20 protein-coding genes are annotated in these 22,686 nt (G+C 72.9%); 11 read left to right on the top strand and 9 right to left on the bottom strand.

Going from position 1 to position 22,686, the window contains the following annotated elements; all coding sequences use genetic code 11:
• The first annotated feature begins 125 nt into the window (after window positions 1–125).
• Both H299_RS0127200 and H299_RS36565 read left to right on the top strand, forming a co-directional pair.
• Complete coding sequence (locus tag H299_RS0127200) at window positions 126–539, top strand: SsgA family sporulation/cell division regulator (RefSeq protein ID WP_027750989.1); 414 nt, start codon at window positions 126–128, stop codon at window positions 537–539.
• Window positions 540–552: 13 nt separating this feature from the next.
• A complete protein-coding gene (locus H299_RS36565; protein WP_158692401.1) occupies window positions 553–1,326 on the top strand; it encodes a PP2C family protein-serine/threonine phosphatase in 774 nt (257 codons plus the stop codon).
• Window positions 1,327–1,490: 164 nt separating this feature from the next.
• Here H299_RS36565 and H299_RS0127190 read toward each other — a convergent pair whose 3' ends face one another.
• Window positions 1,491–3,737, bottom strand: a complete 2,247-nt coding sequence (locus H299_RS0127190; RefSeq protein ID WP_027750988.1) for an MMPL family transporter — start codon at window positions 3,735–3,737, stop codon at window positions 1,491–1,493.
• Window positions 3,738–3,884: 147 nt separating this feature from the next.
• Between H299_RS0127190 and H299_RS0127185 the strand changes: the two genes are divergently transcribed.
• Window positions 3,885–7,271, top strand: a complete 3,387-nt coding sequence (locus tag H299_RS0127185) for a S41 family peptidase (protein ID WP_027750987.1) — start codon at window positions 3,885–3,887, stop codon at window positions 7,269–7,271.
• A 133-nt stretch (window positions 7,272–7,404) separates the two neighbouring features.
• A complete protein-coding gene (locus H299_RS0127180; protein WP_158692400.1) occupies window positions 7,405–7,677 on the top strand; it encodes a hypothetical protein in 273 nt (90 codons plus the stop codon).
• Window positions 7,678–7,756: 79 nt separating this feature from the next.
• Here H299_RS0127180 and H299_RS0127175 read toward each other — a convergent pair whose 3' ends face one another.
• The 5 genes from H299_RS0127175 to H299_RS39345 all read right to left on the bottom strand — a co-directional run bounded on the left by H299_RS0127175 (window position 7,757) and on the right by H299_RS39345 (window position 15,028).
• The gene (locus H299_RS0127175) at window positions 7,757–8,644 is read right to left on the bottom strand and encodes an SDR family oxidoreductase (RefSeq protein ID WP_027750985.1); all 888 of its coding nucleotides are present in this window, start codon (window positions 8,642–8,644) and stop codon (window positions 7,757–7,759) included.
• Window positions 8,641–9,618 (bottom strand): alpha/beta hydrolase, encoded by a 978-nt coding sequence (locus tag H299_RS36560; protein ID WP_051262878.1) that lies wholly within the window; start codon window positions 9,616–9,618, stop codon window positions 8,641–8,643. The genes H299_RS0127175 and H299_RS36560 overlap by 4 nt, the downstream gene beginning before the upstream one ends.
• The gene (locus H299_RS0127165; protein WP_027750984.1) at window positions 9,615–11,183 is read right to left on the bottom strand and encodes a flavin-containing monooxygenase; all 1,569 of its coding nucleotides are present in this window, start codon (window positions 11,181–11,183) and stop codon (window positions 9,615–9,617) included. Before H299_RS0127165 ends, H299_RS36560 begins: the two co-directional genes overlap by 4 nt.
• Before the next feature lie 204 nt (window positions 11,184–11,387).
• Entirely contained in the window at window positions 11,388–14,570 is a 3,183-nt protein-coding gene (locus H299_RS36555) for a tetratricopeptide repeat protein (RefSeq protein ID WP_051262877.1), read from the bottom strand.
• Window positions 14,567–15,028: a hypothetical protein gene (locus H299_RS39345; protein ID WP_037760640.1), complete on the bottom strand. Its 462-nt coding sequence runs from the start codon at window positions 15,026–15,028 to the stop codon at window positions 14,567–14,569. Before H299_RS39345 ends, H299_RS36555 begins: the two co-directional genes overlap by 4 nt.
• Window positions 15,029–15,124: 96 nt before the next feature.
• Between H299_RS39345 and H299_RS0127150 the strand changes: the two genes are divergently transcribed.
• Both H299_RS0127150 and H299_RS0127145 read left to right on the top strand, forming a co-directional pair.
• Window positions 15,125–15,949, top strand: coding sequence for a MerR family transcriptional regulator (locus H299_RS0127150; protein WP_078513071.1), 825 nt, complete (start codon window positions 15,125–15,127; stop codon window positions 15,947–15,949).
• Window positions 15,950–16,052: 103 nt separating this feature from the next.
• Entirely contained in the window at window positions 16,053–17,186 is a 1,134-nt protein-coding gene (locus H299_RS0127145; RefSeq protein ID WP_486587439.1) for a hypothetical protein, read from the top strand.
• Window positions 17,187–17,197: 11 nt separating this feature from the next.
• Here the strand turns inward: H299_RS0127145 and H299_RS39750 are convergent, their stop codons facing one another.
• Window positions 17,198–17,317 (bottom strand): DUF397 domain-containing protein, encoded by a 120-nt coding sequence (locus H299_RS39750; protein ID WP_486587438.1) that lies wholly within the window; start codon window positions 17,315–17,317, stop codon window positions 17,198–17,200.
• Entirely contained in the window at window positions 17,280–18,233 is a 954-nt protein-coding gene (locus H299_RS38700) for a helix-turn-helix domain-containing protein (protein ID WP_078513070.1), read from the bottom strand. The genes H299_RS39750 and H299_RS38700 overlap by 38 nt, the downstream gene beginning before the upstream one ends.
• A gap of 199 nt (window positions 18,234–18,432) precedes the next feature.
• Here H299_RS38700 and H299_RS0127130 point away from each other — a divergent pair, with 199 nt between their 5' ends.
• Window positions 18,433–18,663, top strand: a complete 231-nt coding sequence (locus tag H299_RS0127130) for a hypothetical protein (protein ID WP_027750979.1) — start codon at window positions 18,433–18,435, stop codon at window positions 18,661–18,663.
• 26 nt (window positions 18,664–18,689) lie between these two features.
• Here the strand turns inward: H299_RS0127130 and H299_RS0127125 are convergent, their stop codons facing one another.
• Entirely contained in the window at window positions 18,690–19,739 is a 1,050-nt protein-coding gene (locus H299_RS0127125; RefSeq protein WP_027750978.1) for an aldo/keto reductase, read from the bottom strand.
• 122 nt (window positions 19,740–19,861) lie between these two features.
• On the opposite strand from H299_RS0127125, the gene H299_RS0127120 reads away from it, so the two are divergent.
• From H299_RS0127120 to H299_RS0127105, 4 genes are all read left to right on the top strand, one after another.
• Window positions 19,862–20,317 (top strand): MerR family transcriptional regulator, encoded by a 456-nt coding sequence (locus tag H299_RS0127120; protein WP_027750977.1) that lies wholly within the window; start codon window positions 19,862–19,864, stop codon window positions 20,315–20,317.
• A gap of 102 nt (window positions 20,318–20,419) precedes the next feature.
• Entirely contained in the window at window positions 20,420–21,067 is a 648-nt protein-coding gene (locus tag H299_RS0127115; protein ID WP_027750976.1) for a dihydrofolate reductase family protein, read from the top strand.
• A 326-nt stretch (window positions 21,068–21,393) separates the two neighbouring features.
• Complete coding sequence (locus H299_RS37810; RefSeq protein WP_158692398.1) at window positions 21,394–21,927, top strand: DUF3995 domain-containing protein; 534 nt, start codon at window positions 21,394–21,396, stop codon at window positions 21,925–21,927.
• Window positions 21,928–22,160: 233 nt separating this feature from the next.
• Complete coding sequence (locus H299_RS0127105) at window positions 22,161–22,589, top strand: hypothetical protein (protein ID WP_158692397.1); 429 nt, start codon at window positions 22,161–22,163, stop codon at window positions 22,587–22,589.
• The last annotated feature ends 97 nt before the right edge of the window (window positions 22,590–22,686 follow it).

Here is a 22,686-nt window from a genome sequence, read left to right as displayed (position 1 = left end):
GCTCACGGGCGATTTCGCGTGACGGGCACCGCGCCGGACGCGTCTGACTGTACGAGGGGCCCGGAGCCGAGCGACCCCCCGCCCGTCCGCCTTGGCGCGCCGCCCCGCACACGGAGGAGCAGACGATGTCCGCAGTTATCGAACACACCGTGCAGGCCCGCCTGATCGCCCGGACGAGTGCCGCGCGCCCGCTGTCCGTCCTCCTGCGCTACGACCCCGAGGACCCGCTGGCCGTGCACCTCGTCTTCCCCGCCGAGGCCTCCCTGGACGGCTCCGAGGTGGTCTGGGTCTTCTCCCGCGAACTGCTGGACGCCGGGCTGCGCACGCCCGTCGGCGCGGGGGACGTGCACCTGTGGCCGTGCGGCCACGCGCACACCATGCTGGAACTGCACGCGCCCGAGGGGATGGCGCTGACCGAGCTGCGCAGCTCCGACCTGCGCCGCTTCCTGGGTCTGGCCTACGCGGCGGTGCCGCACGGGCAGGAGCGCCTCGGCGCCGACCTGGAGCGCGGGCTGGCCGAACTGCTGCGGGGCGTGTGACGTGGGCCTGGCCGTGCCCGCTTCGGTGTCCGCCCCCGGCGCCCACCGCTCCGGCGGCGACCTGCACGCCGTACGCGACACGCCGTACGGCCTGCGGGTGCTGATCGGCGACGTACGGGGCCGCGACGCGCTCGCCGCGAGCGGCGCGCGGGCCCTGCTGGGCGCGTTCCACCACGCCGGCGCGCGGGCGCGCACACCGCACGCCCTGGTGGATGCGCTGGAGCGGGCCATGCTGCGGCACATCGAACGGCACCGGGGCCACGCGGCGGACGAGGACTTCGCCTCGGTCCTCGTCGCCCAGTTCAGCCCGGCCGCGGACTCCCTGGTGCTGCTCAACCGCGGCCACCCCGCGCCGCTGCTGCTGCGCCCGGGCTCCGTACGCGCGCTGGAGCCCCGGCAGCCCGGGCTGCCGCTCGGGCTGCGTGAGCTGGCGCCGCAGCAGACGCGGGCGGTCACGCTGCCGTTCCCGGCGGACGGCACGCTGCTGCTGTTCACCGACGGCACCACCGAGGCGCGCTCCCCCGACGGCGCCTTCTACGACCCGGTCGCCCGGCTGGCCGGGTACGGGGGCGACCACCCCGAGCAGCTGGTACGGCGCCTGCGCGCGGACGTACGGGCGCACGTCGGGGACACCGGCGCTCCCGGCGCGGCTCCCCGCGACGACATGGCCGTCCTGGCGCTGCGGCCCCGGCGGCCGGAGCGCGCCGCGGCGGCACCGGCGGACCCGGCAGCCGCGAACCCCGCCGCGAACCCGGCCACCGGGCGGCACGCGTACGTCTGCCCCTGACCGGAACCCGGCGCCGACCGGCACCGCACGCACAGCACCCCGCGCACAGAACCGCCCGCGCCATCCTCGGCGCGGGCGGTTCTGTGTGGTGCGGGGGTTCTTGCGGGGGGTTTGCGGTGCGGAGGGGGAACCGGCCGGTCCCCCCTCCGCGTACTACCGCCTGCTCAGACGCCGCTCGTCTCGTGCTCACGCGGCGACGGCTTGCTCGGCTGCGCCGCGTCGGCGCCGGGGCCGTCGAGCTGCTGGTGCAGCTTCTCGCCCTCCACGTCGACGTTGGGCAGGATCTTGTCGAGCCAGCCCGGCAGCCACCACGCCTTGCCGCCGATCAGGGCCAGCACCGCCGGCACTATCGCCATCCGGACCACGAACGCGTCGAAGAGGATCGCGATGGCGAGACCGAAGCCCATCATCTTGATCATCGAGTCGGACGCGCCGATGAAGCCCGCGAAGACGCTGATCATGATGATGCCCGCCGCCGTGACGACCCGGGCGCCGAGCTTGAAGCCGGAGGTGATGGCCTCGTTCGCCGACTCGCCGTGTACGTACGCCTCACGCATCCGCGTGACGAGGAAGACCTCGTAGTCCATCGCCAGGCCGAAGGTGACGCCGACCATGAAGATCGGCATCATGCTCATGATCGGCCCGGTCTCCACGCCGAGGAGCCCGGACAGCCAGCCCCACTGGAAGACCGCGACGACTGCGCCGAGCGCGGCCAGCACGGACAGCAGGAAGCCGAGCGCCGCCTTGAGCGGCACCAGGATGGAGCGGAAGACCAGCATCAGCAGCACGAAGGCGAGACCGACGACCAGGATCAGATACGGCACCAGGGCGTCGTTCATGACCTGCGAGAAGTCGATCGTGACGGCGGTGGCGCCGGAGACCAGCAGCTTGGCGCCGGTGTCCGCCTCCAGGCCGCCCGCCTCGGCCCGGATGGCCTTGACGACGTCCTCGGTGCCCTTGTCGCTCGGGCCCGCGTTCGGGATGGCCGTGATGTTGGCCGTGTCCTTGTTCTTGTTGAAGACGGCGGGGGCGACGTTGACGACGCCGTCCACCTTCGCGACCTTGTCGCCGATCTGCTGGGCGGCGGCCTCCGGGTCGTCGGCACCCTTGGTGTCCACGACCAGCAGCAGCGGACCGTTGAAGCCGGGCCCGAAGGCGTCCGACAGCATGTCGTACGCCTTGCGCTGGGTGGTGTCGGTGGGCTGGTTGCCCTCGTCCGCCATGCCCAGGGTCATGCTGGAGACCGGCAGTGCGACCACGCCGAGCCCGACCACGGCCGTCACCAGCACCATGACCGGCTTGCGCAGCACGAAGCGGGACCAGCGGGTGCCCATGTTCTCCTTGGCACCGGCGACCCGCAGCGGCGGTACGCCCGTCTCCGGGTTGGCCTTGCGCACCTTCTTGCCGAAGATCCGCTTGCCCACGATGCCCAGGGCGGCGGGGACCAGGGTGATGGCGGCCAGGACGGCGATGATCACCGTGCCGGCGGCTGCCATACCCATCTTGGTGAGGATCGGGATGTTGACGACGAAGAGCCCGACCAGCGCGATGACGACGGTCAGACCGGCGAAGACGACCGCCGATCCGGCCGTGCCCACGGCCCGGCCGACCGCTTCCTCGCGGTCTCTGCCCTCCATCAGCTCGGCGCGGTAGCGCGAGGCGATGAACAGGGCGTAGTCGATGCCGACCGCCAGGCCGATCATCATCGCCAGGGTGCCGGTGGTCGCGGAGAGTCCGAGCGTGGCACCCAGCGCGGTGATCGACATGATGCCGATCATCACGCCGATCAGCGCGGTGATCAGCGGCAGTCCGGCGGCGACGAGCGACCCGAAGGTCACGATCAGCACGATGGCCGCGATGGCGATACCGAAGATCTCGGCACTGCCCATCTCGGGCTCCACGAAGAGCGCGTCACCACCGGTCTCGACGGTCAGGCCCTCCCCGCGGGCGACCTCGGCCGTCTTCTCGATGCCGTCGCGGGTCTTGTCCTCCAGCTCGTTGGTCGGGACCTTGTACGTACCGCTGAGGTACGCGACGTCGCCGTCCTTGCTGATCGCTCCGCTGCCCTTGGCGAAGGGGTCGGAGATGGAGTCCATCTCCTTGTTCTTGAGCGACTCGGCAGCCTGGTTGACGACTGCCTTGTGCTCGGTAGCGGTGATCTTCTCGCCGTTGGGGGCCTCGAAGACCATACGGACGCTCGCGCCCTCGGCCGAAGCCTCGGGGAAGCGGTCCTCCATGAGGTCGAAGGCTTCCTGAGCCTCCGTCCCGGGCAGTGCGAACTCGTCCTCGGGAGGTGCGGATGCGGTGGAGGCGCCCACCCCTACGGCGACGAGCAAGGCCACCCACAAGAGGGCGACGATGCGGCGGCGCCGGAAGGCGAGTCTGCCTAGCTTGTACAAAAAGGTGGCCACGAGAGTGGTTCTCCGGTCTCGGGTCGCAGGGGCACTGACAGTCCATGCCAAAAGACGCAGGCTCCTAGGTCCAGGGATGAGTCCTCGAACGAAATGAGTGCCAGATCACAACTTGCCGCGTCGCCATACCCCACAAGAATTGGGTATGTGACTGAATACGGTGCTTATCTCCGTTTCCCCCACCTTCACGGCGATCTGGTCTGCTTCAGCGCGGAGGATGACCTCTGGGTGGCACCACTGGTCCCGCTCGGCGTTGAGCCGGGACGTGCCTGGCGTCTGACTGTCGACCGTACCCGCATCGGGCACCCGCGCTTCTCACCGGACGGAGAACACATCGCGTTCACCACCTGGCGCAGTCTCGACCCTGAGATCCACCTCGCCCCCGTCTCCGGAGGCCCGGCCCGCCGCCTCACCTACTGGGGCTCGACCGACACCCGCGTCTGCGGCTGGGCTCCCCCCGATCGTACGGGGCGCAGCGACGTTCTGGCGGTCGCCTCGCACGGCCAGCCCTTCTCCCACTTCACCTGGTCCTACCGGGTACCGGTGGAGGGCGGCCCGGGCAGCAGGCTCCCCTGGGGGCCGGTGTCGCACTTGGCCATGACCGAGCGGGGCGGGCAGCGCCGCACGCTGCTGCTGGCCGGGAGCGCGCCGCACGAGCCCGCGTCCTGGAAGCGCTACCGGGGCGGCGCGAAGGGCCGCATGTGGCTGCACGGGGAGCGGCTGCTGCCGGAGCTGGACGGGCACCTGGACTGCCCGCTCTTCGTGGCGGTGCCCGGCGAGGAGGCCCCGGGGGAGACGCCGGGGGAGGACGGCGAGGAGCGCATCGCCTTCCTCTCCGACCACGAGGGCATCGGCAACCTCTACTCCTGCCTCCCCGACGGCACCGGTCTGCGCCGCCACACCGACCACGCCGACTTCTACGCCCGCCATGCGGCGACCGACGGCCACCGGGTGATCTACCAGTGCGCGGGCGAGCTGTGGCTGGTCGAGGACTTCTCCCCCACCGGTACGCCGCGCCGCCTCGAGGTGCGGCTGGGCGGTCCGCGCGCGGGGCGCCGTACGTACCAGGTGCCCGCCTCCGCGCACGTCGACTCGCTGGCCGCCGACCACACCGGCCGGGCGAGCGCGGTCTGCGTGCGCGGCAGCCTGTACTGGCTCACGCACCGCGACGGCCCGGCCCGCACGATCGCGGACACCGCGGGCGTACGGGTGCGGCTGCCCGAGATGCTCGGCGACACGGGGCGGATCGCGTACGTCACGGACGCGGAGGGCGAGGACGCGATCGAGATCGCGGACCTGCCGCGGGCAACCCGGCCCAGCACCCCCCGGCGGGTGGCGTCGGGGCTGCTGGGGCGGGTGCGGGAGCTGGTGGCCGCGCCGGACGGGGCGTCGGTGGCGGTCGCCTCGCACGACGGCAGGCTGCTGGTGGTGGACCTGCGCACCGGACGGGCGGGCGGCGCGCACGAGGCGGGGTGGGAGCCGGAGGCGGCGGAAGCGGAGGCGGCCGAGGCCGGGCCGGCGGTCACCGAGGTGATCCGGTCCGTCAACGGCCCGGTGCACGACCTGGCCTTCTCGCCGGACTCCCGATGGCTCGCGTGGGCGCACCCGGGCATCGGCCGTTCGCTGAGCCAGATCAAGATCGCCAAGCTGTGCGGCGACCGTACCCTCCTCGACGTGACCGACGGCCGGTTCGAGGACGAGCAGCCGGTCTTCACCCGGGACGGCCGCTATCTGGCCTTCCTCTCCTGGCGCGGCTTCGACCCGGTCTACGACGTGCACACCGGCGACCTCTCCTTCCCGCTGGGCTGCCGCCCGTACCTGGTGCCGCTCTCCTCGGCCACCCACTCCCCCTTCGCCCTCTCCCCCGACGGCCGCCCCGCCGCCGGGGGCCTGGACCCGCAGGACTCGGCTCCGGAGAGCGGCACCGTGCTGGTGGAGGCGGAGGGGCTGCCGAGCCGGGTGACGCCGTTCCCGGTGGCGGCGTCCAAGTATTCGGCGCTGCACCCGGTGGCGGGCGGCGGGCTGATCTGGCTGCGCTACCCCATCTCCGGGGCGCTGGGCGAGACGTTCGTCAACCCCGCTGACACCTCCGGCCGGCCCACCCTGGAGCACTTCGACCTGGTCAAGGCCCGGCGCACCGAACTCACCGGCCACCTCGACTGGTTCTCGGTCAGCGGCGACGGCTCCCGCCTGGTCGTGGGCGACAGCGGCGACCTGCGCGTGATCCCGGCCGACGACCAGGCCGACGCCGACTCGACCATCTACCTCGACCTGCGCCGCATCCTGCACGAGGTCGATCCGGCGGCGGAGTGGCGGCAGGCGTTCGACGAGGCGGGCCGCATCATCCGGGCGTACTTCTGGGAGCCCCGGATGTGCGGGATCGACTGGTCGGCGGTGCTGGACCAGTACCGTCCGCTGGTGGAGAACGTCGCCTCGCCCGGCGAGTTCGCCGATCTGCTGCGGGAGGTGCTCGGCGAACTGGGCACCTCGCACGCCTACGTCTCCGCCGCCCGCCGCAACGAGGGCCCGCCGCACTACCAGCGCGCGATCGGGCTGCTGGGCTGCAACTTCGCCCGCACCCAGGCCGGGGAGTGGCAGATCTCCCGCATCCTGCCCGGCAACTCCTCGGATTCCAAGGCCCGTTCGCCGCTGGCGGGCTCCGGCATCCGGGAGGGCGCGACGCTCACGCACGTGGACGGCCGCCCGGTGGACCCCGCCGCCGGACCCGCTCCGCTGCTGTCGGCCGCCGCGGGCACGACGGTGGAGCTGACCTTCTCCCGCCCGGACCCGGAGCGCCCGCCGCGCCGCGTGGCGGTGGTCCCGCTGGTGGACGAGCGTCCGCTGCGCTACCAGGACTGGGTCGCCAAACGCCGCGAGGTCGTACGGGTGTTGAGCGGCGGCAAGTGCGGCTACCTGCACATCCCCGACATGGGGGGCTCCGGCTGGGCGCAGTTCAACCGGGACCTGCGGATGGAGGTCTCCCGGCCCGCGCTCCTGGTGGACGTACGCGGCAACGCGGGCGGCCACATCAGCGAACTGGTCGTCGAGAAGCTGACCCGGGTGATCCTGGGCTGGGACCTGACGCGCGACGCGCAGCCGGTCAGCTACGCGAGCAACGCGCCGCGCGGCCCGGTCGTCGCCCTCGCCGACGAGGCCACCGCCTCCGACGGGGACATGATCACCGCCGCGTTCCGGCTGCTCGGGCTGGGCCCGGTGGTGGGCGGGCGCACCTGGGGCGGGGTGGTCGGCATGACCGGGCGGCACCGGCTCGGGGACGGCACGGTGATCACCGTGCCGATGAACGCCGCCTGGTTCGACGCGTACGGCTGGTCGGTGGAGAACCACGGGGTGGAGCCGGACATCGAGGTGCTGCGCGGCCCGATGGACTGGGCAGAGGGACGGCACCCGGACCTCCAGGCCGCCGTGCGGACCGCACTGGACCGGCTGGAGCAGCACCCGGCGGCGGCGCCGCCCGACTACAGCCAGGTGCCCGACCGCCGACGCCCGCCGCTGCCGCAGCGCGAACCGTCCTGACCCGCGCGGCGGGTGGGGCCGGTGTGCCGGTGGAGCCGGTGGAGGTTGGCGGAGGAAGATCCCCGATGCGAGGTACGGGGCGACATGTCAGGCTGGTGATGTTCCTCTGTATTTCACCCGGTTTGGAGTAGTCATGGTTCCTCCCGATGTGTACAACGACAGGTCCGAAGAGCCCGAGGACCAGGGGCGCCGGCGGCAGGGCGGCACGGACGAGGAGCAGGGCCGGAGCCGCATGGAGGACGAGGGCGGCGACATGCAGCGCCCCGACCCGCAGCGCGGCACCGACGAGCAGCAGGACGCCGGCGGGCAGCGCGACCGCGCGCGGGAGACCGAGGAGGAGGCCCGGCGCGACCGGGGCTCCCTGGACGAGGGCGACGACGAAGGCCCGCAGCCCCGTTCGATGTGACGCACACACCGCGGTCGGTGCGAGGGGCGCGCCCCTCGCACCGGCCCGGGCGGGCACCACCACGCCGTGCCACCCCGCGTCAGCGTTCCGCGCGGGCCTTCTCGTCGGCCGCGCCGCCCGCACCGACCAGTCCTCCGCGCGCGCCGGGCGAAGCCGCCAGCCGGGGTGCGTACCGCGCCATCTCCCGCTGCCCCACCGCGCCGATCACCGGTGGCAGCCAGCCCCGTACGCCCTGCACCCCGCGCAGCCACCACTGCGCGTACACGTGGTGCGAGCGGCGTTCGATCCCGGCGACGAGGCGGTCCACGGCAGGGCCCGGCGGGTAGGTCCTGTTCGCGGGCCAGGGCAGCCGGGCGCGCAGGTCCCGCATCACCTCGTCCGCGTCCGCGCCGCGCACCATGTCCGTGTCGGTCCAGCTCAGATAGCCGACGCCGACCCGCACCCCCTTGTGCCCGACCTCCGCGCGCAGGCAGTGCGCGAACGCCTCGACGCCGGACTTGGAGGCGCAGTACGCGCTCATCATCGGCGCCGGGGTGATCGCCGCCAGGGAGGCGATCTGGAGGAAGTAGCCGCGCGAGGCGACCAGCAGCGGGAGGAAGGCGCGGGCGGTGACCGAGCCGCCGATCAGGTTGACCTCGACGACGCGCCGCCAGGAGTCGGGGGCGGAGTCCAGGAACGGGCCGCCGGAGGCGACGCCCGCGTTGGCCACCAGCACGTCCACCGTGCCGAAGTGCTCCTCGACCTCCGCCGCGACGCGGGTCATCGCGGCGTGGTCGGTGACGTCCGCGTGCCACGCGCGGGACGCGGTGCGCAGCGAGGCGCTGACTTCCTCCAGCGCGTCCGGCTCCAGGCCCACCAGGGCGAGGCGGGCGCCGCGCGCGGCCAGTTTGCGCGCCAGCAGCGCGCCGATGCCACGGGCGGCGCCGGTGACGACGGCCACCTGTCCGTCCAGATCCCTGCGGCTCATGCGCTCTCCTCCTCGACGGCGGCGGCGCGTTCGGCCGCTCCCGGTTCACCCGCGCCTGGTTCACCCGCGCCTGGTTCGGCCGCGCCGGTGAGGTGGTCCCGTACGAGCCCGGTGAGCACGGCGGTGACCGCCTCCGGCGCCTCGACGGGCGTCATGTGCCCCAGCCCGTACAGTTCCGTCAGCCCGGTGCAGCGCGGCAGTACGGCGGCGATGCGGCGGGCGTGCACGAAGGGCGTGAGCCGGTCGGCGGTGCCCGCGACGACGGCGGTCGGCTGGGTCAGCCGGGCGAGCCCGTGCCGCAGGTCCAGCGTGTCGAGCACGTGGCCCCAGGCGGCCCGCACCCGGCGCGGGCAGGCGTGCACGATCCGGGCGCACCTCTCCACCTGCTCACGGGAGGAACCGGGGCCCATGGTCGCGTACTTGAGGAGGGCGCGGGCGGCCGGTGTCACCGGCCCCAGCGGCAGGCTGCTGCCGAGCACCTTGCGGTGCAGCCACCTGCGCAGCCCGGGCGGGCGCGCGGGCACCACCCGCGAGGCGGCGGTGAGGTGGTCGCTGCCGGTGCTGCACAGCATCAACGCGGCCGCGTGCTCGCGCAGTTGCGGGCGTTCGGCGGCGGCCATCAGCGTCATCGCGCCCATGGAGTGCCCGCCGAGCACGGCGCGTTCGCCCGGCCCCAGGGTGGCGTCCAGCACGGCGCACAGGTCGTCGGCGAGGACGCGGGTGCTGTAGCCGGCCGGATCGGCGGCGGGGCTGGCGCCGTGGCCGCGCAGGTCGTAGGCGATCACGCGGTGGCCGCCTGCGAGCAGCCCCCGCACGACCGGGGCCCAGAAGGCGAGGGAGCAGGTCCAGCCGTGCACGAGCACGACGGCGGGCGCCGCCGCCGCGCCGTACTCCGCCACGTGCAGGGCGGCCCCGTCGGCGGAGTGGACGGTACGGCTGGCGCGCGGTACGGGCTGCCGCGTTCCGCCGGTCATCGGGACTCCTCCCCCGCCGCGACGGGCACCCGCCCCGGTGCGCCTCCCGGTGCGCGCAGCACCTCGTACTCGGCGAGGTCGAGCCGCCGCGTCACCCGGCGGAACTCGCTGGTCGTCCCCGGCCACACCGTCGTGTTGCGCCCCTCGGCGTCCAGGTACCAGCTGTCGCAGCCGCCGGTGTTCCACACGGTGCGCCGCATCCGGTCCTGGAGGCGCGCGTTCCACTCCCGTACGGCCTCGGGGCGGGCGTCGAGGGCGGCTTTGCCGCCGGGGCCGCCGGGGCCGCCCAGGACGTCCAGCTGGGCGAGGTAGTCGACCAGGTAGTTGAGCTGGGCCTCGATGATCAGGATCATCGAGCTGTTGCCCAGGCCGGTGTTGGGCCCGATGACGGTGAGGAAGTTGGGGAAGCCCGCCGCCGTGCAGCCGCGCAGGCCCTGCATGCCGGTCCGCCACTCCTCGGCCAGCGTGGTGCCGCGGGCGCCCTTGATCCGCTCCGCGATCGGCAGGTCGGTGACGTGGAAGCCGGTGCCGAAGATGATCGCGTCGGCCTCGGCCTCGGTGCCGTCCTCGGCGACGAGGGTGTTGCCGCGTACCTCCTTGAGACCGGAGGCGACCAGGCCCACGTCGGGGCGGGCGAGCGCCGGATAGTAGCTGTTGGAGAGCAGGATGCGTTTGCAGCCGATCCGGTAGTCCGGGGTCAGCCGGGCGCGTGTCGCCGGGTCCTTGATCGCGCGCCGCATGTGCGCCGAGGCCAGCTTCTCGACGAGGCCGAGCTGGCGGGGCCGCTTGGTGAAGGCGCCGACCTGGAGTTCGCGCAGCGCCCACAGGAGTTGGCGGCGCAGCGTGCCGGTCGCCGGGATCTTGCCGTGCAGCCACCGCTCGGCGCCGGTGACCCTGCGGTCGACGCGCGGCATCACCCAGGGCGCGGTGCGCTGGAAGACGGTCAGCCGTGCGGCCTCGGGGGCGATGGCCGGGACGATCTGGATCGCGGAGGCGCCCGTACCGATCATGGCGACGCGCTTGCCGCGCAGGTCGTAGTCGTGGTCCCACCGCGCGGAGTGGAAGATCTTGCCCTCGAAGGTGTCCAGGCCGGGGAAGTCGGGGATCTTCGGGTCGGAGAGCGGGCCGGTGGCGCTGACCACGAAGTCGGCGGTCAGCGTCGTGCCGCCGTTGGCGCCGGTCTCGACGATCCAGTGCAGCTCCTGGTGGTCCCAGGTCAGCTGGGTGACCTCGGAGCGCAGGCGCAGATGGGGGCGGAGCCCGAAGGTGTCGGCGACGTGCTCCAGGTACGCCTGGATGTGCCGTTGTCCGGAGAAGGTGCGCGGCCACTCGGGGTTGGGGGCGAAGGAGAAGGAGTAGAGGTGCGAGGGCACGTCGCAGGCGCACCCCGGATAGCTGTTGTCCCGCCAGGTCCCGCCCACCGCGTCCCGGCGCTCCAGGACGACGAAGTCCGTGATGCCCGCGCGGCGCAGCCGTACGGCAGCACCCAGGCCGCCGAACCCCGAACCGATCACCGCCACCCGTACGTGCTGTTGCTCGCGCTCGCGCTCGCGCTCGGCTGCCATGCCGCCGCCTCCCGAGGTCCGAGATGCCGAGGGGCCGTACTCCAGGGCCCGCTGATCACGCCAGTAATCACTGGCATGGTTTGGAGGGTAGAGCAGTCCACTACCGCTGGGTAGGGGTCGGGCAGCGGGAGTTACCGCCGGTTACGCGCGCTCGGCACCCGCCGACGGCCCCCGCCGACGGCACGGTCCCGCGCCCGCCGCCCGTCAGCCTTCGGGCAGCCGCGCACGGACCAGCTCGCGCATCCTCCGCGCGGCGGTCAGCAGGGCGGCGATCTCGTCCGGGTCGTGCTCCGGCGGCGCCTCGTAGACCTCGATGGCCTCCTCGATCGCGGCGAGCGCGGCCTGCGGCTCCTTCAGTTCGCCGCGCAGGACGCACAGCAGGGTGAGGGAGCGGGCGAGTTGGAGGGCGGGGGACGGAGAAGGGGGAAGGTCCGGGGCCGGGGGAAGGCCCGGGGCCGGGGAGTCCGTCGCCGACAGCCCGCGCTGGACGGTGACCGCCTCCTCCAGAGCGCTCATGCCGCGCCGCGTCATGACCGCCGACTTGCCCGCGCTCCCCGCCGTGCCCAGGCAGAACCCGAGCCGGTAGAGCGCGTCGCCCAGTCCGGCCCCGTGCGCCTGGGGCCGCACGGTTGCCAACTGCCGCCTGACGACGATCTCCTCGCCCAGGACGGCCGCGTACTCCGTGTACGGGCGCGCCTTCGCGACGAACACGGCCACGTGGGCCAGCAGGTTCGCGAGGCGCACGACCTGGGCCTCTCCCGCGTCCGCAGCCGCCTCGCGCTGGACGACCACCGCCTCCCGGACGGCGGCCAGCGCGTCGTCCCGCCGCCCGGCGTCCCACAGGTGCCTGCCGTGGTGGAACAGGGACTCGGCGAGGTCGTGCGCGTGGGCGGCGGGGTTCGCCCGGGCCAGCCGGCGGCGGATCTCCAGGCAGAGCCGTCCGACGGCGAGCACCCGCTGATGGTGGCCGGAAGGGGCCAGCACCGCGCAGAGACCGTTGAGCGAACGCGCGTACTCGGGCTCGTGCACGGCTGGCTGCTCCCGGGCCAGCCGCTCGTTGACCGCCACGGCCTCCTCGGCCGCCGCCACCGCCTCGTCCCGGCGGCCCAGTTGACCGAGGCAGAGCGCGAGGTTGCTGAGGGCCATGGCGAGGGTCACCCGGCGGACGGGGTTCAGCTCACTCAGGCGACGCAGCAGCGGAACCGCCCGCTCCAGAGGCTCCCGCGCCTCCGCCGAGCGGCCGAGATCACCGAGGTTGGCCGCGACGTTGGAGAGCGAGATCGCGAGGTCGGGCTCGTGGGCGTACGGGTTCTGCTCGCTGAGCCGCTGCCGGATCGCCAGCGCCTGGCGCTGCGCGGCCAGGCCCTCCGCCGGACGGCCCGCCCGCGCCAGCTGCACCCCGAGGTTCGCCAGCGCCGCGGCGTACGGCGGCTCGCACGCGGCGGGTTCCTTCTCGGCCAGCCGGCGCCAGAGCCCGACAGCCTCGACCGTGGCGGTGAGCGCCTCCTCGCCGCGGCCCAGGGCGTACAGATGAGCACCGAGGTTGACCAGGGCGAGCGCGTGCGAGTCCGTGACGACGCCCGGACTCGCCTCGGCCAGCCGCTGATGGATCTCCAGAGCCGCCCGCTGCTCCTCCCACGCCGCCCCGTGCTCGCCCAGCGCGGAAAGGCACGCCGCCAGCTCCGACAGCGCGGTGGCGAGGCCGGGTTCCTGCGAGGGATCGCGCTCGGCCAGCCGCCGCCGGCGGGCCGCCGCCTCCCTGGCGGATTCCACCGCCCCCTGGTGGAGTCCCGCCCGGGACCGGCGCTGGGAGAGGAGGGCGTGCAGCCGGGCCTGTTCCGCCTCGTCGTCGGCGGCCTCCGCGAGGGAGGTCAGCACCCGGTCGCTCACCGCCGCGATGCCCGGGTCGAGGTCGGTGTGCGGCTCGGTGGGGAAGCGCTCCTCGACCGCCTCCAGGACGGAGAGGTCCAGGCCCTCGATGTCCGCCAGCGCGGTGAGCGCGGCGCCGCCCGCGGTCAGGGCCAGGTCCGGCCGTTCGGTGAGCAGCGGAGCCAGCTGCTCGGCGCACACATGGGGCCACCGGGCGGCCACCGCGATCAGCCGGGTCAGGGCGGGACGTGTCCACTCCGCCGCCGGACCGGACAGCAGCCGCCGCGGGGCGGTGAGGGACCAGGCGTCGGGAACGTAGGCGTCCAGGCCGTGGCCCGGCAGGCTCAGGGCGAGCAGGTCCTCCGCCAACTGGTCCGGATACAGCGGCTCCAGAACGGTGCTCGGCGTCGCGGACGGGCAGGACACGGCGTGGTCCTTCAGCGTCCGGTCCGCCGCCTCCTCGGCGCACGCACCGGCGCGCACGAGGACGGCGCGGCCCCCGTCGTACGTCAGCGGCCCGGCGAGCGCGGCCGTGTACGCGGCCTGGGAGAGCGCGTCGGGGTGGGTCGGGACGGCGCCGTTCTCGTACAGCGTCTGCCGGTGCAGGCGCTCGCGCCGCAGCAGGTACGCGGAGACGTGGGCCAGGGTGTCCAGCGGTACGTCCGGCTCCCGGTGGAACCACCGGTCCACGGTGGCGAGCGCCGCCATGTGCACCCCGAGCACCCGGCCGAATCCGCCCTCCGCAGCCCGGCCGGCTCCCGCGGGCATCGGCGGCACCGGGTCGGCCGCGCCGGGGACGGCGAGTGCGGCGGCGAAAGTGCGCACCGCGCCGTCGAAGAGGGTCCCGGCGCCGAGGCCGGGTTCGTCCGCCAGCGGACCCAGCGCCAGCTTCTCGGCCGGCAGGCCGAAGTCGTCCAGGCGGTGTGCCAGGGACTGCCACCACACGCCCGCCGCACGGCAGACCAGCAGTACGCGGGCGCCGCGCCCGTCCTGCCGTACCGCGTCCGTCAGCATCTCCAGCAGATCCGCCGCAGGCCACCGCTCCGCGTAGTCGGCGATCAGCAGGGCGCGCTCCTCCTTGGCGGCGGGAGGGTGCGCGGGAGCGGCCGGGCCGAGCTGGGTGGCGTGACGCGCTTCGAGGACCCGCCAGCCGCAGCCGCGGCTCTCGCGGGCGAACCGGGCCGCCAGCCGCGTCTTCCCCTGGCCGCCGGGGCCGTGCAGCAGCAGGACGGAGGCCGGGTCCGCGCCGTCGCGCCAGCGGGCCAGGCGCGCCAGCTCGGCGGCACGGCCGGTGAACTCCACGGCCTGGTGGCGGGATTGCAGGAGGCGGGCCGGCTGGGCGCGGGCCTGGTCCGGGGTCAGCGGGGGCCGGTCGGCGGGGAAGCCGTCCACGCGGTACACCGGGCGGCCCTGGCCCGCCGTGACCGAGACATCGCCCTCGACGCCGCTGACCTGGATCAGCGGCCCGTGGACGACGGTTCCCGCCACCCACTGCCGGAAGCGCCTGCGCCCGGTCACGGACCCTGCTCGATCTCGACGCCGCCGCCGGCGTTCTCCACCTGGTCGACCGGCCCGGCCACGCCGCTGCCGGTCACCGACTGGCCTCCGGGCGCGGTGGTGGTCCCCGGGGGATGCGGGCCGCCCGGGGGAGGCGGCGCGGCGGGCGGTACGGGAGGCGGTGCCCCGGGGGGGCCGCGGTGGACGATCCGCACGTCCCCGCCCGCACCGGAGACCTGGACCACCCCGCCGCCGACAGCGCTGTCACGCACCGACTGACCCCCGCCGCCCCCGGCACCCCGACCACGCCAGGCGCCCACGGCGGACACACCCGCCCCGACGAGGGCGACGAACAGGCTCAGCACGCCGGAGACCTGACTGGCCGTCTCCAGTCCGATCGCGGCCAGATACACGGCCAGGCCCAGGCATCCGGCTCCCGCGAGCGTTCCACCGGCCCACGCCGGTATGCGTCCTGCCATGCTCCGATTCTGGCACCGCGCACAGGCGGGCTCCAGCGGTTCAACGGGGGCGGCTGCGGGGGATCGGGGCCCCTCCGGGACGCATAGGCTGGCGGCGTGCGGAATCCAGGGGAGCGGGACGATCGGGACGGACACGACGAGTCGCACGAGCCGGACAGGCCTGGCGGCGGACGGCCGGACGAGGCCGCCGCCCCGCGCGAGTTCCGGGCGACCGAACTGGCCGAGGCCGCCGGGATCACCCCGCGCACCCTCCGCTTCTACCGCGAGCGGAAACTGCTGCCGCCGCCCCGCCGCACGGGCCGCATCGCCTGGTACGACGAGCACCACCTCGCCCGACTGCGCACCATCGCCTCGCTGCTGACCCGCGGCCACACCCTCGGCGGCATCGCCGACCTGCTCACCGCCTTCGAACAGGGCCGCGTCGGGCACAGTGCCGCCGAACTCCTGGGCCTGGAGGCGATGATCACCACACCGTTCTCGGAGGAGATGCCGGTCCGGCTCACCCCGGAGGACCTGGCGGGCTACTTCGCGGACGACGTCACTTCGGAGAACCTCGCCGACTCCCTGGAAATCGGCTACGTCGCGATCGACGGCGACGACCTCGTCCACGTCAGCCGCCGCCTGCTGGACGCCTCGGCCGCCCTGGTCCGCGAGGGCATTCCGCTTGCCGCCGTACTGACCGCCGGGCGCGAACTGCGTGCCCACGCTGACGCCATCGCCGCGATCTTCAGTGACGTCGTCCGCACCCACCTGCTCTCCGGCGACCTCTCCGACACGGACGCGGAGCGCATCAGCCACACGCTGGAGCGCGTGAACCCCCTGGCCAAAGAGGTCGTGCAGGCCGAGCTGGGCCTCGCCATGGACCGCCGGGTCCGCAGCGAACTCGACGCGTGGCTGAGCGAGGCCCCCACCCAGGAGTAGCACGCGGGTGCGCCCGGCGGCGGGCTGGATTCCGCCGCATTTCTTCACATTCATTTGGCATATGCCGCCAGGTAAACTCAGTCGCACGAAGTGTGGACGGAATGTGCACGAGCGCGAGGGGGGCGGCGGGATGGCGCACCGGATACCAGGCCAGGAAGCGGAGACCCCCCGCCCGTGGAAGACCGTGCTGCCCGCCTGCATCGGCCTGCTCCTCGTACTGGTCTCCGCCGTCCTGTTCGCCGTCGTGTCGGCCAAGGTCGCAGACGTCCGCGAGTACGAGTCGGCGCCCGTCTGCCCGGCCGACGCGCGGTCGGACTCCTGCACGTCCACCGCCCCGGCAGTCGTCCAGGGCACGGAGAGCAAACCCTCGGGCAAGAGCACCGCGCACTGGATTCTGCTGTCCGAGGGCGACTCGGGCCCCGAGCAGCGCGTGCGCATGGAGGGCTCGGAGCCCGTCCAGGACGTCGTACGCGTCGGCGACAAGGTGACGCTGACGTACTGGCAGGGCGAGATCAGCAAGGTGCGGTTCGGCTCCGCCACCCAGGAGACCTGGGCCTCCCCGGTCAAGGACTGGCGCGCGCCGCTGGCCTTCGCCCTCCTGGTGCTGCCCTGCGGCCTCATGCTCCTGGTGACCAGCTGGTGGGGCCGCTACCGCTGGCAGGTCACGAAGTCGCTGGTCCCCTGGGGACTCACCACCGGCTGGGTGGCCATGGCCGCCCTGAGCACCCTCGGCGTCGTGGCGGGCATGATGGCGGGCAGCGTGCGCGAGGCACTGCTCCTGATGGCCGCCGGGGTGCCGCCTGCGACAGTTCTCGGCCTCATGACCGCCTGGTGGATACGGCGGCGGCTGAAGAGAGCGGCGGACACCAGCGACATCGTCCCCGTGCCGCCCAGGAAGAGGCGCTGCGTGCGGGCGTCCTTGGGAGGGGACGTCCCCGACAGCGTGGCAGGCTACGGCCACCTCGTGGTGGGCGACGGACCCCCGGCCGCGACCCCGGACCCCACGGGCCACGCCGCCCGCTGGGCCCTGCCGGAGACGCTGACCGTGGAACGCGTCAGCGCACTCAAGCCCGGCGACCCCGACCACTGGGTGCAGGCGTACAAGCTCGACGGCGTCGTCATCGAGTGCCGCGACGGCGACCGGCGGTACTGCATCGCCACGAACCGGCGCGACGCGCCCGTACTCCTCGGCGCGCTCACGGCCCCGTCACCGGCCCGGTCACCCCGAACCGCCTGACGCGGCGCGCGCTACGCGTACTTGACCTCCGCGACGAAGGAGACCCACGCGGTCTCCGGAAACACCAGCACCGGCCCCAGCGGCTCCTTGGAATCACGCACCGGAACGACGCCGGGGAAACCGGGGGCCACCTCGACGCAATTGCCGCCGTTGCCGCCGCTGTAGCTGCTTTTGCGCCACTTCGCCGCGCTCAGATCGGGAAAGCTCATCAGTGCCGTACCTCTCCATGATTTCGGTGATCAGAGCGGCAGATTCGGGGGCTGAAAGCGCGTCCGCCCTGAGCACATCATAGGTCTGCGCGTGCCGTGCCACGGTTGCCGGATCATCGTCGAAGTGGCCGAGGTCCAGCGACTCGGAGTACACGAGCTGTTGGCCATCAGGCATCGTGATCAGGGACATGGACGTATCCGGCAGAGACAGTGCCGGATTGTCGAACGGCGCTACTTGCACCCGGACGTTGGGCAGCGCACCGACTTTCAGCAAGTGCTCGCATTGCGCACGCATCACGGCCGCACTTCCCACGACGGTGCGGAGTGGACTCTCGTGAAGGATCACCACCAGCATCGGCCCGCCGGAAAGCAGGAAGCGATGCTGCCGGTTCAATCGCGCCGCCACGCGCCGTTCGATCTCTTCCGGCATGGCCTCGGGATTGGTGACTCTGAACAGCGACCGGGCGTACTCCTCAGTCTGCAACAGCCCGTGCACGACGTGCGCTTCATACTCACGGAGGGCCACCGCTACCGCGTCCATACTCGCCCGGCGCTTGAACCAGTCGGGGTGCTGTGCTGGCGGATACCAGTCGATCCGGCTCCACAACCGGGCCAGTACCCCACCCGTACCCAAGAGTTCATCGCACTTGCGGGCGAACGCCTCCGGCGGAACCCGCGTGCCCGCCTCGATGCGGGCGACATGCGACCTGTCGCACGGGATGTCGTTCGAGAGGCCCTCCTGCGTCCCCCCGGCCGCCTCACGGAAATGCCGGAGCACCTCCCCGAACACGGCAGCCGTCGTCGCCGCGGTTCCTCCCTGCGCGTTGCGTCGGTTCACGGCAGTCCCCCTCGTGACAGTTGGCCAGTGACACGCGATCGGCATTGTGCACCGCCGTCCCGGAGGGCGACGCTGTACTCACTGAATGTAAGCGCCGCCACTGACAACTGCCGCCCGTGCGGCCGTACATGCCCCCGTACGAGCCACACCCGCGCCGCCGCCTGCTCGTGCTCGGCCCGGACGGACGGCTGGTGCCCGTATGCCCGTGACCCTCACCCGCGTCTGCGTACGCTGCGGCACCCTGCTCACCGTCCGGCAGGACTCCGCCGCCCGCTTCCGGCCGTACGCCTGCCCGCCCTGCCTGCCGTCCCTGGCCGCTTCCCCATACGCCCCCGAATGGGTCGACCAGGCCCTGAGCGAACCGGCACCCACCGGCGAGGAGCCTCGCGAGGCGGACCCGTCAGGCGTCCGCCCGCGTCACCCTCGGTGAACCGCGCCCGGGCGGCGTGCGCGCACTCAGGCGGCGGCGCGTTCGGCGAGCGGGCGGCGGCGCGACGCGGTGTCGGTCAGCGAGCGCGGCGGGAAGGACGTGGCCGGGTTGTACAGGTTCACCCCGGGCGGCACGATCTCGTCGATGCGGTCGAGCGTCGCGTCGTCCAGGGTGAGCGCGGCACCCTTGAGGAGGCCCTCCAACTGCTCCATGGTCCGCGGCCCGATGATCGCCGAAGTGACGGCCGGGTGGGCGACGGTGAAGGCCACCGCGAGTTCCGGGAGGGTGCAGCCGATGCTCTTCGCGAGTTCGACGAGCTGCTCGACGGCGTCGAGCTTGGCGGCGTTCTCGGCGAGCGCGGGGTCGAAGAACGCCGGGCGGAGCGCGGCACGGCCGGTTGCCAGATCGACGGGCCGGTCCTTGCGGTGCTTGCCGGTGAGGAAGCCGAAGGCGAGGGGGCTCCACACGAGTGCGCCCATGCCGTGGCGCTGGACCACGGGCAGGAGCGAGGCCTCGATCCCGCGGGCCAGGATCGAGTAGGGCGGCTGGGCGGTGCGGAACCGTCCGAGGCCGCGCCTTTCCGCCACGTGGTGCGCCTCGACGATCTCCTCCGCCGGGAAGTTCGAGCAGCCGAAAGCGCGGATCTTCCCCTGGCGCACGAGGTCGCTGAGCACCGAGAGGGTCTCCTCGATGTCCGTGGAGTGGTCGGGCAGGTGCACCTGGTAGAGGTCGATCCAGTCGGTGTCCAGACGCCTGAGGCTGTCCTCGACCGCCTTGAGTATCCACCGCCGCGAGTTGCCGCTGCGGTTGCGGCCCTCGCCCATCTGGAAGTGCACCTTGGTGGCGAGCACGATGTCGTCACGGCGACCCCGGAGCGCCTTGCCCACGATCTCCTCCGACTCGCCTGCTCCGTACATGTCGGCGGTGTCGACGAAGTTGACGCCCTGGTCGAGGGCGGCGTGGATGATGCGGACGCAGTCGTCGTGGTCGGAGTTGCAGCCGTCCTGGAACATCATCGTCCCGAGGCAGTGGACGCTGACCTCGATACCGGTTCTGCCGAGGGTGCGGTAGCGCATGGAGATGCTTCCTTACTGAGCCGACGGTGAGGCGGGCCGACAGACCGTCGGCCGCAGGAGGCACCCTAGGAACTAGAGTCTTCTCTAGCTCAACCCCAGATCGCCCCCGATACCCTGGGGCCATGGCTGAGAGCACGGCTGAGGACACGGCGACGCTGAGTATCGGAGAGGTCTCCGAGCGCACCGGCCTGAGCGTGCACGCGCTGCGCTTCTACGAGCACGAGGGCCTCTTCCTCCGCCCTGTGCGCCGCGGGCCTGGCGGGCGCCGCGTCTACAGCCAGGACGACGTGGCCTGGCTGCACGTCTGCATCATCCTCCGCGCCTCCGGAATGCCCGTACCCACGCTCCGCCAGTACACGGACCTGGTCAGGAAGGGAGCCGGCAACGAGGCGGAGCGGCTCGCGCTCATGCGCCGGCACGAGGAGCGCGTCACCACCGAGATCGGCAGGCTCACCGAGTCCCTGGACCTGATCCGGTTCAAGGTCGGGGTGTACGAGGACCTCGTCGACCAGGGCAGCGCCGCCGCCCGCCAATGCCACGCCCCGCCCTCCGCGGCTGACGAAGCAGTGGTCCGCTAGCGGTCCGGTAGCGGTCTCGCGCGCGACGATGATTTCTTGCCGCTCGGAGAGTCTCCCTTCAGAGCGGCAGCGCAGCAGCGCGCGCAGCACGAGGAGGAGCGCATGGCTCAGCTACTGAAAGTCCAGAACTTCACCGTCTCAAGTGACGGCATCGGCGCCGGCGAGGGCCAGAGTTTCGAGAGGCCGTTCGGCCACGCCGATCCCGGGGCGATGATGTCCTGGGCCGGTGCCACCGCGAGCTGGCCGAATCGCACCGACCCGGGTGGCAGCCGGGGTCTGGACGACTACCTCACGCGGGACTTCACGCACAACATCGGCGCCGAGATCATGGGCCGCAACAAGTTCGGTCCGCAGCGCGGGCCCTGGCAGGACCACGAGTGGCAGGGCTGGTGGGGCGACGAACCCCCCTTCCACACGCCGGTGTTCGTCATGACCCATCACACCCGCCCCTCCTTCACGCTCTCCGACACCACGTTCCACTTCGTGGACGCCGACCCGGCCACCGTCCTGGAGCAGGCGCGTGAGGCGGCGCAGGGCAAGGACGTACGGCTCGGGGGCGGGGCGACCACCATCCGGGAGTTCCTCGACGCCGACCTGATCGACACCCTGCACGTGGCGGTCTCGCCGGTGAAGCTCGGGACCGGATCACGGCTCTGGGGGTCGCCCGACGAACTGCTCGACCGCTTCCACCTCGACGTGGTCCCCAGCCCGGGCGGCACCGTGACCCACCACCTCTTCTGGCGCAAGTAACCCGAGGGCTCACTCGGCGGTGCCCGCCGCGTCTCCCCGGCCGGGCCGCCGGGTGAGCCGTCGGCGGTCGCAGACCGAGGTGACCGGTGCGTGGCCGCACCAGCGCTCCCCGTGAGCCGCACCGCGTTCCACGACAGGCGGGCGGCCCAGCAGCGGAACGCCTGGACGGAACGCGTACCAAAAGATGATTCCGCTTCCCCCGTTCGGCGGAGGGCCCGCCGTGGAGACGCTACCCAGGCGTGACGTCTGGGGTCCGGCAACGGAGCACTGTGGACCCGGTCGGCGACAGCCGCCGGCCGGGTTCGGGCCCGGAGGCAGGAGCGGAGTTGACGCGCGTGGTGACGCCGGCAGTCCAGAAGGTCGTGGCGCTGTGCAGTGCGGCCGCCGCGCCCTACATCGCCCTGAAAACGTACTGGGCGTTCGGCGGCAGGGCAGGGCTTGCGGACGGGTTCGATGTGGCGGACGAGTTCGAGAAGAACGGTGCCCCCGATGCCGTGCTGTGGATGGAAAGGCACGGCATCGACTTCACGGCCGTGCTGACGCTGGCGGGCGTGATGTTGGCCTTCGCCCTTGTCCGGCCATGGGGGCGAAGGCTCCCTCGGTGGCTGCTGCTCGCGCCGGCCTGGGCGGGAACGCTGCTGATCCCCTACGGCCTGCTGACTGCCGTACTCGCCCTCACCGGGAGCGGTGGCAACGCCGAGCCTTCTCTCACGCAGTGGGTGGTGCCTGCCGGGGTCGGAGCGTTCCTGGGCATCGGTACGGCCCTGGGCGTCGGAGCCTGGTCGCAGCTGAACCGGACAGGCTGCCGCCGAACGAATGCCTCGTCGAAGCGGGCGGACGTCCCGGGGCTGAACCCCTGATCCCGGATGTCCGCCACCACGGATCAAGCCCGGCACATGTCCTGGTGAGCGGGGAGCGGCGCTGCCCGCACGGCTGACCGCACCCCCTCGTTTCCCTGTAGCGCCGCCCGGCAGCGCCGCCCGCGCCGGGGCATGGCTCTGGTTACATGGCCGCCATGCACAGTTTTCTTCTCATTGAAGGCTCCAACACGTCGGGCAGCGTGTCGACGGCGTACGCGGGCGTCCATCGGAGCGTGGCTGCGACGGAGTCGGCCATCCAGGACTACGTTCGCTCGGGCGGCGGCTTCGAGCTGACCGCGTCGGCGGGCCAGGAACTGTCCTTGCGGATCTACCAGCAGGGCGTGCGTGTGGCGGAACATGATCTGATCCCGTTGCTCCGCCTGCACATCCCCGGCTTCACGGAGATGGGATTCGACGACGACTACGACCACGTCGGAGGCGAACCGGAGCCGGACAGCGACGCCGACGGGATCGATGATCCGGAACTCCTGGCCGACATGCGCGCGGAGGCCCTGCTCGACCACCACAGCGAGGTCGGAGTCACGGTCGAGTGGCACCGGCTACCCCTGCCGGCCCTCCGGGAGCCGCTGCTCCCGGAGGGACAGTCCGTCACCCTGGACGGGCGCACCTTGAGCTTCGGAGCCAACTGGTTCCAGGGCTGAGCAAAGGACCTCCGGGCCGCCCCGCCGGCCTACGGCCGGGCGGAGACGCCTGGCCGACGCCAGACACCGGGGGAGCCAGGGGATGAGTTCTCCCGCT

Source organism: Streptomyces sp. CNH287, assembly GCF_000424825.1.
Note: the sequence above shows the minus strand (reverse complement) of the source record. Positions and strands in the feature narration are given on the sequence as shown.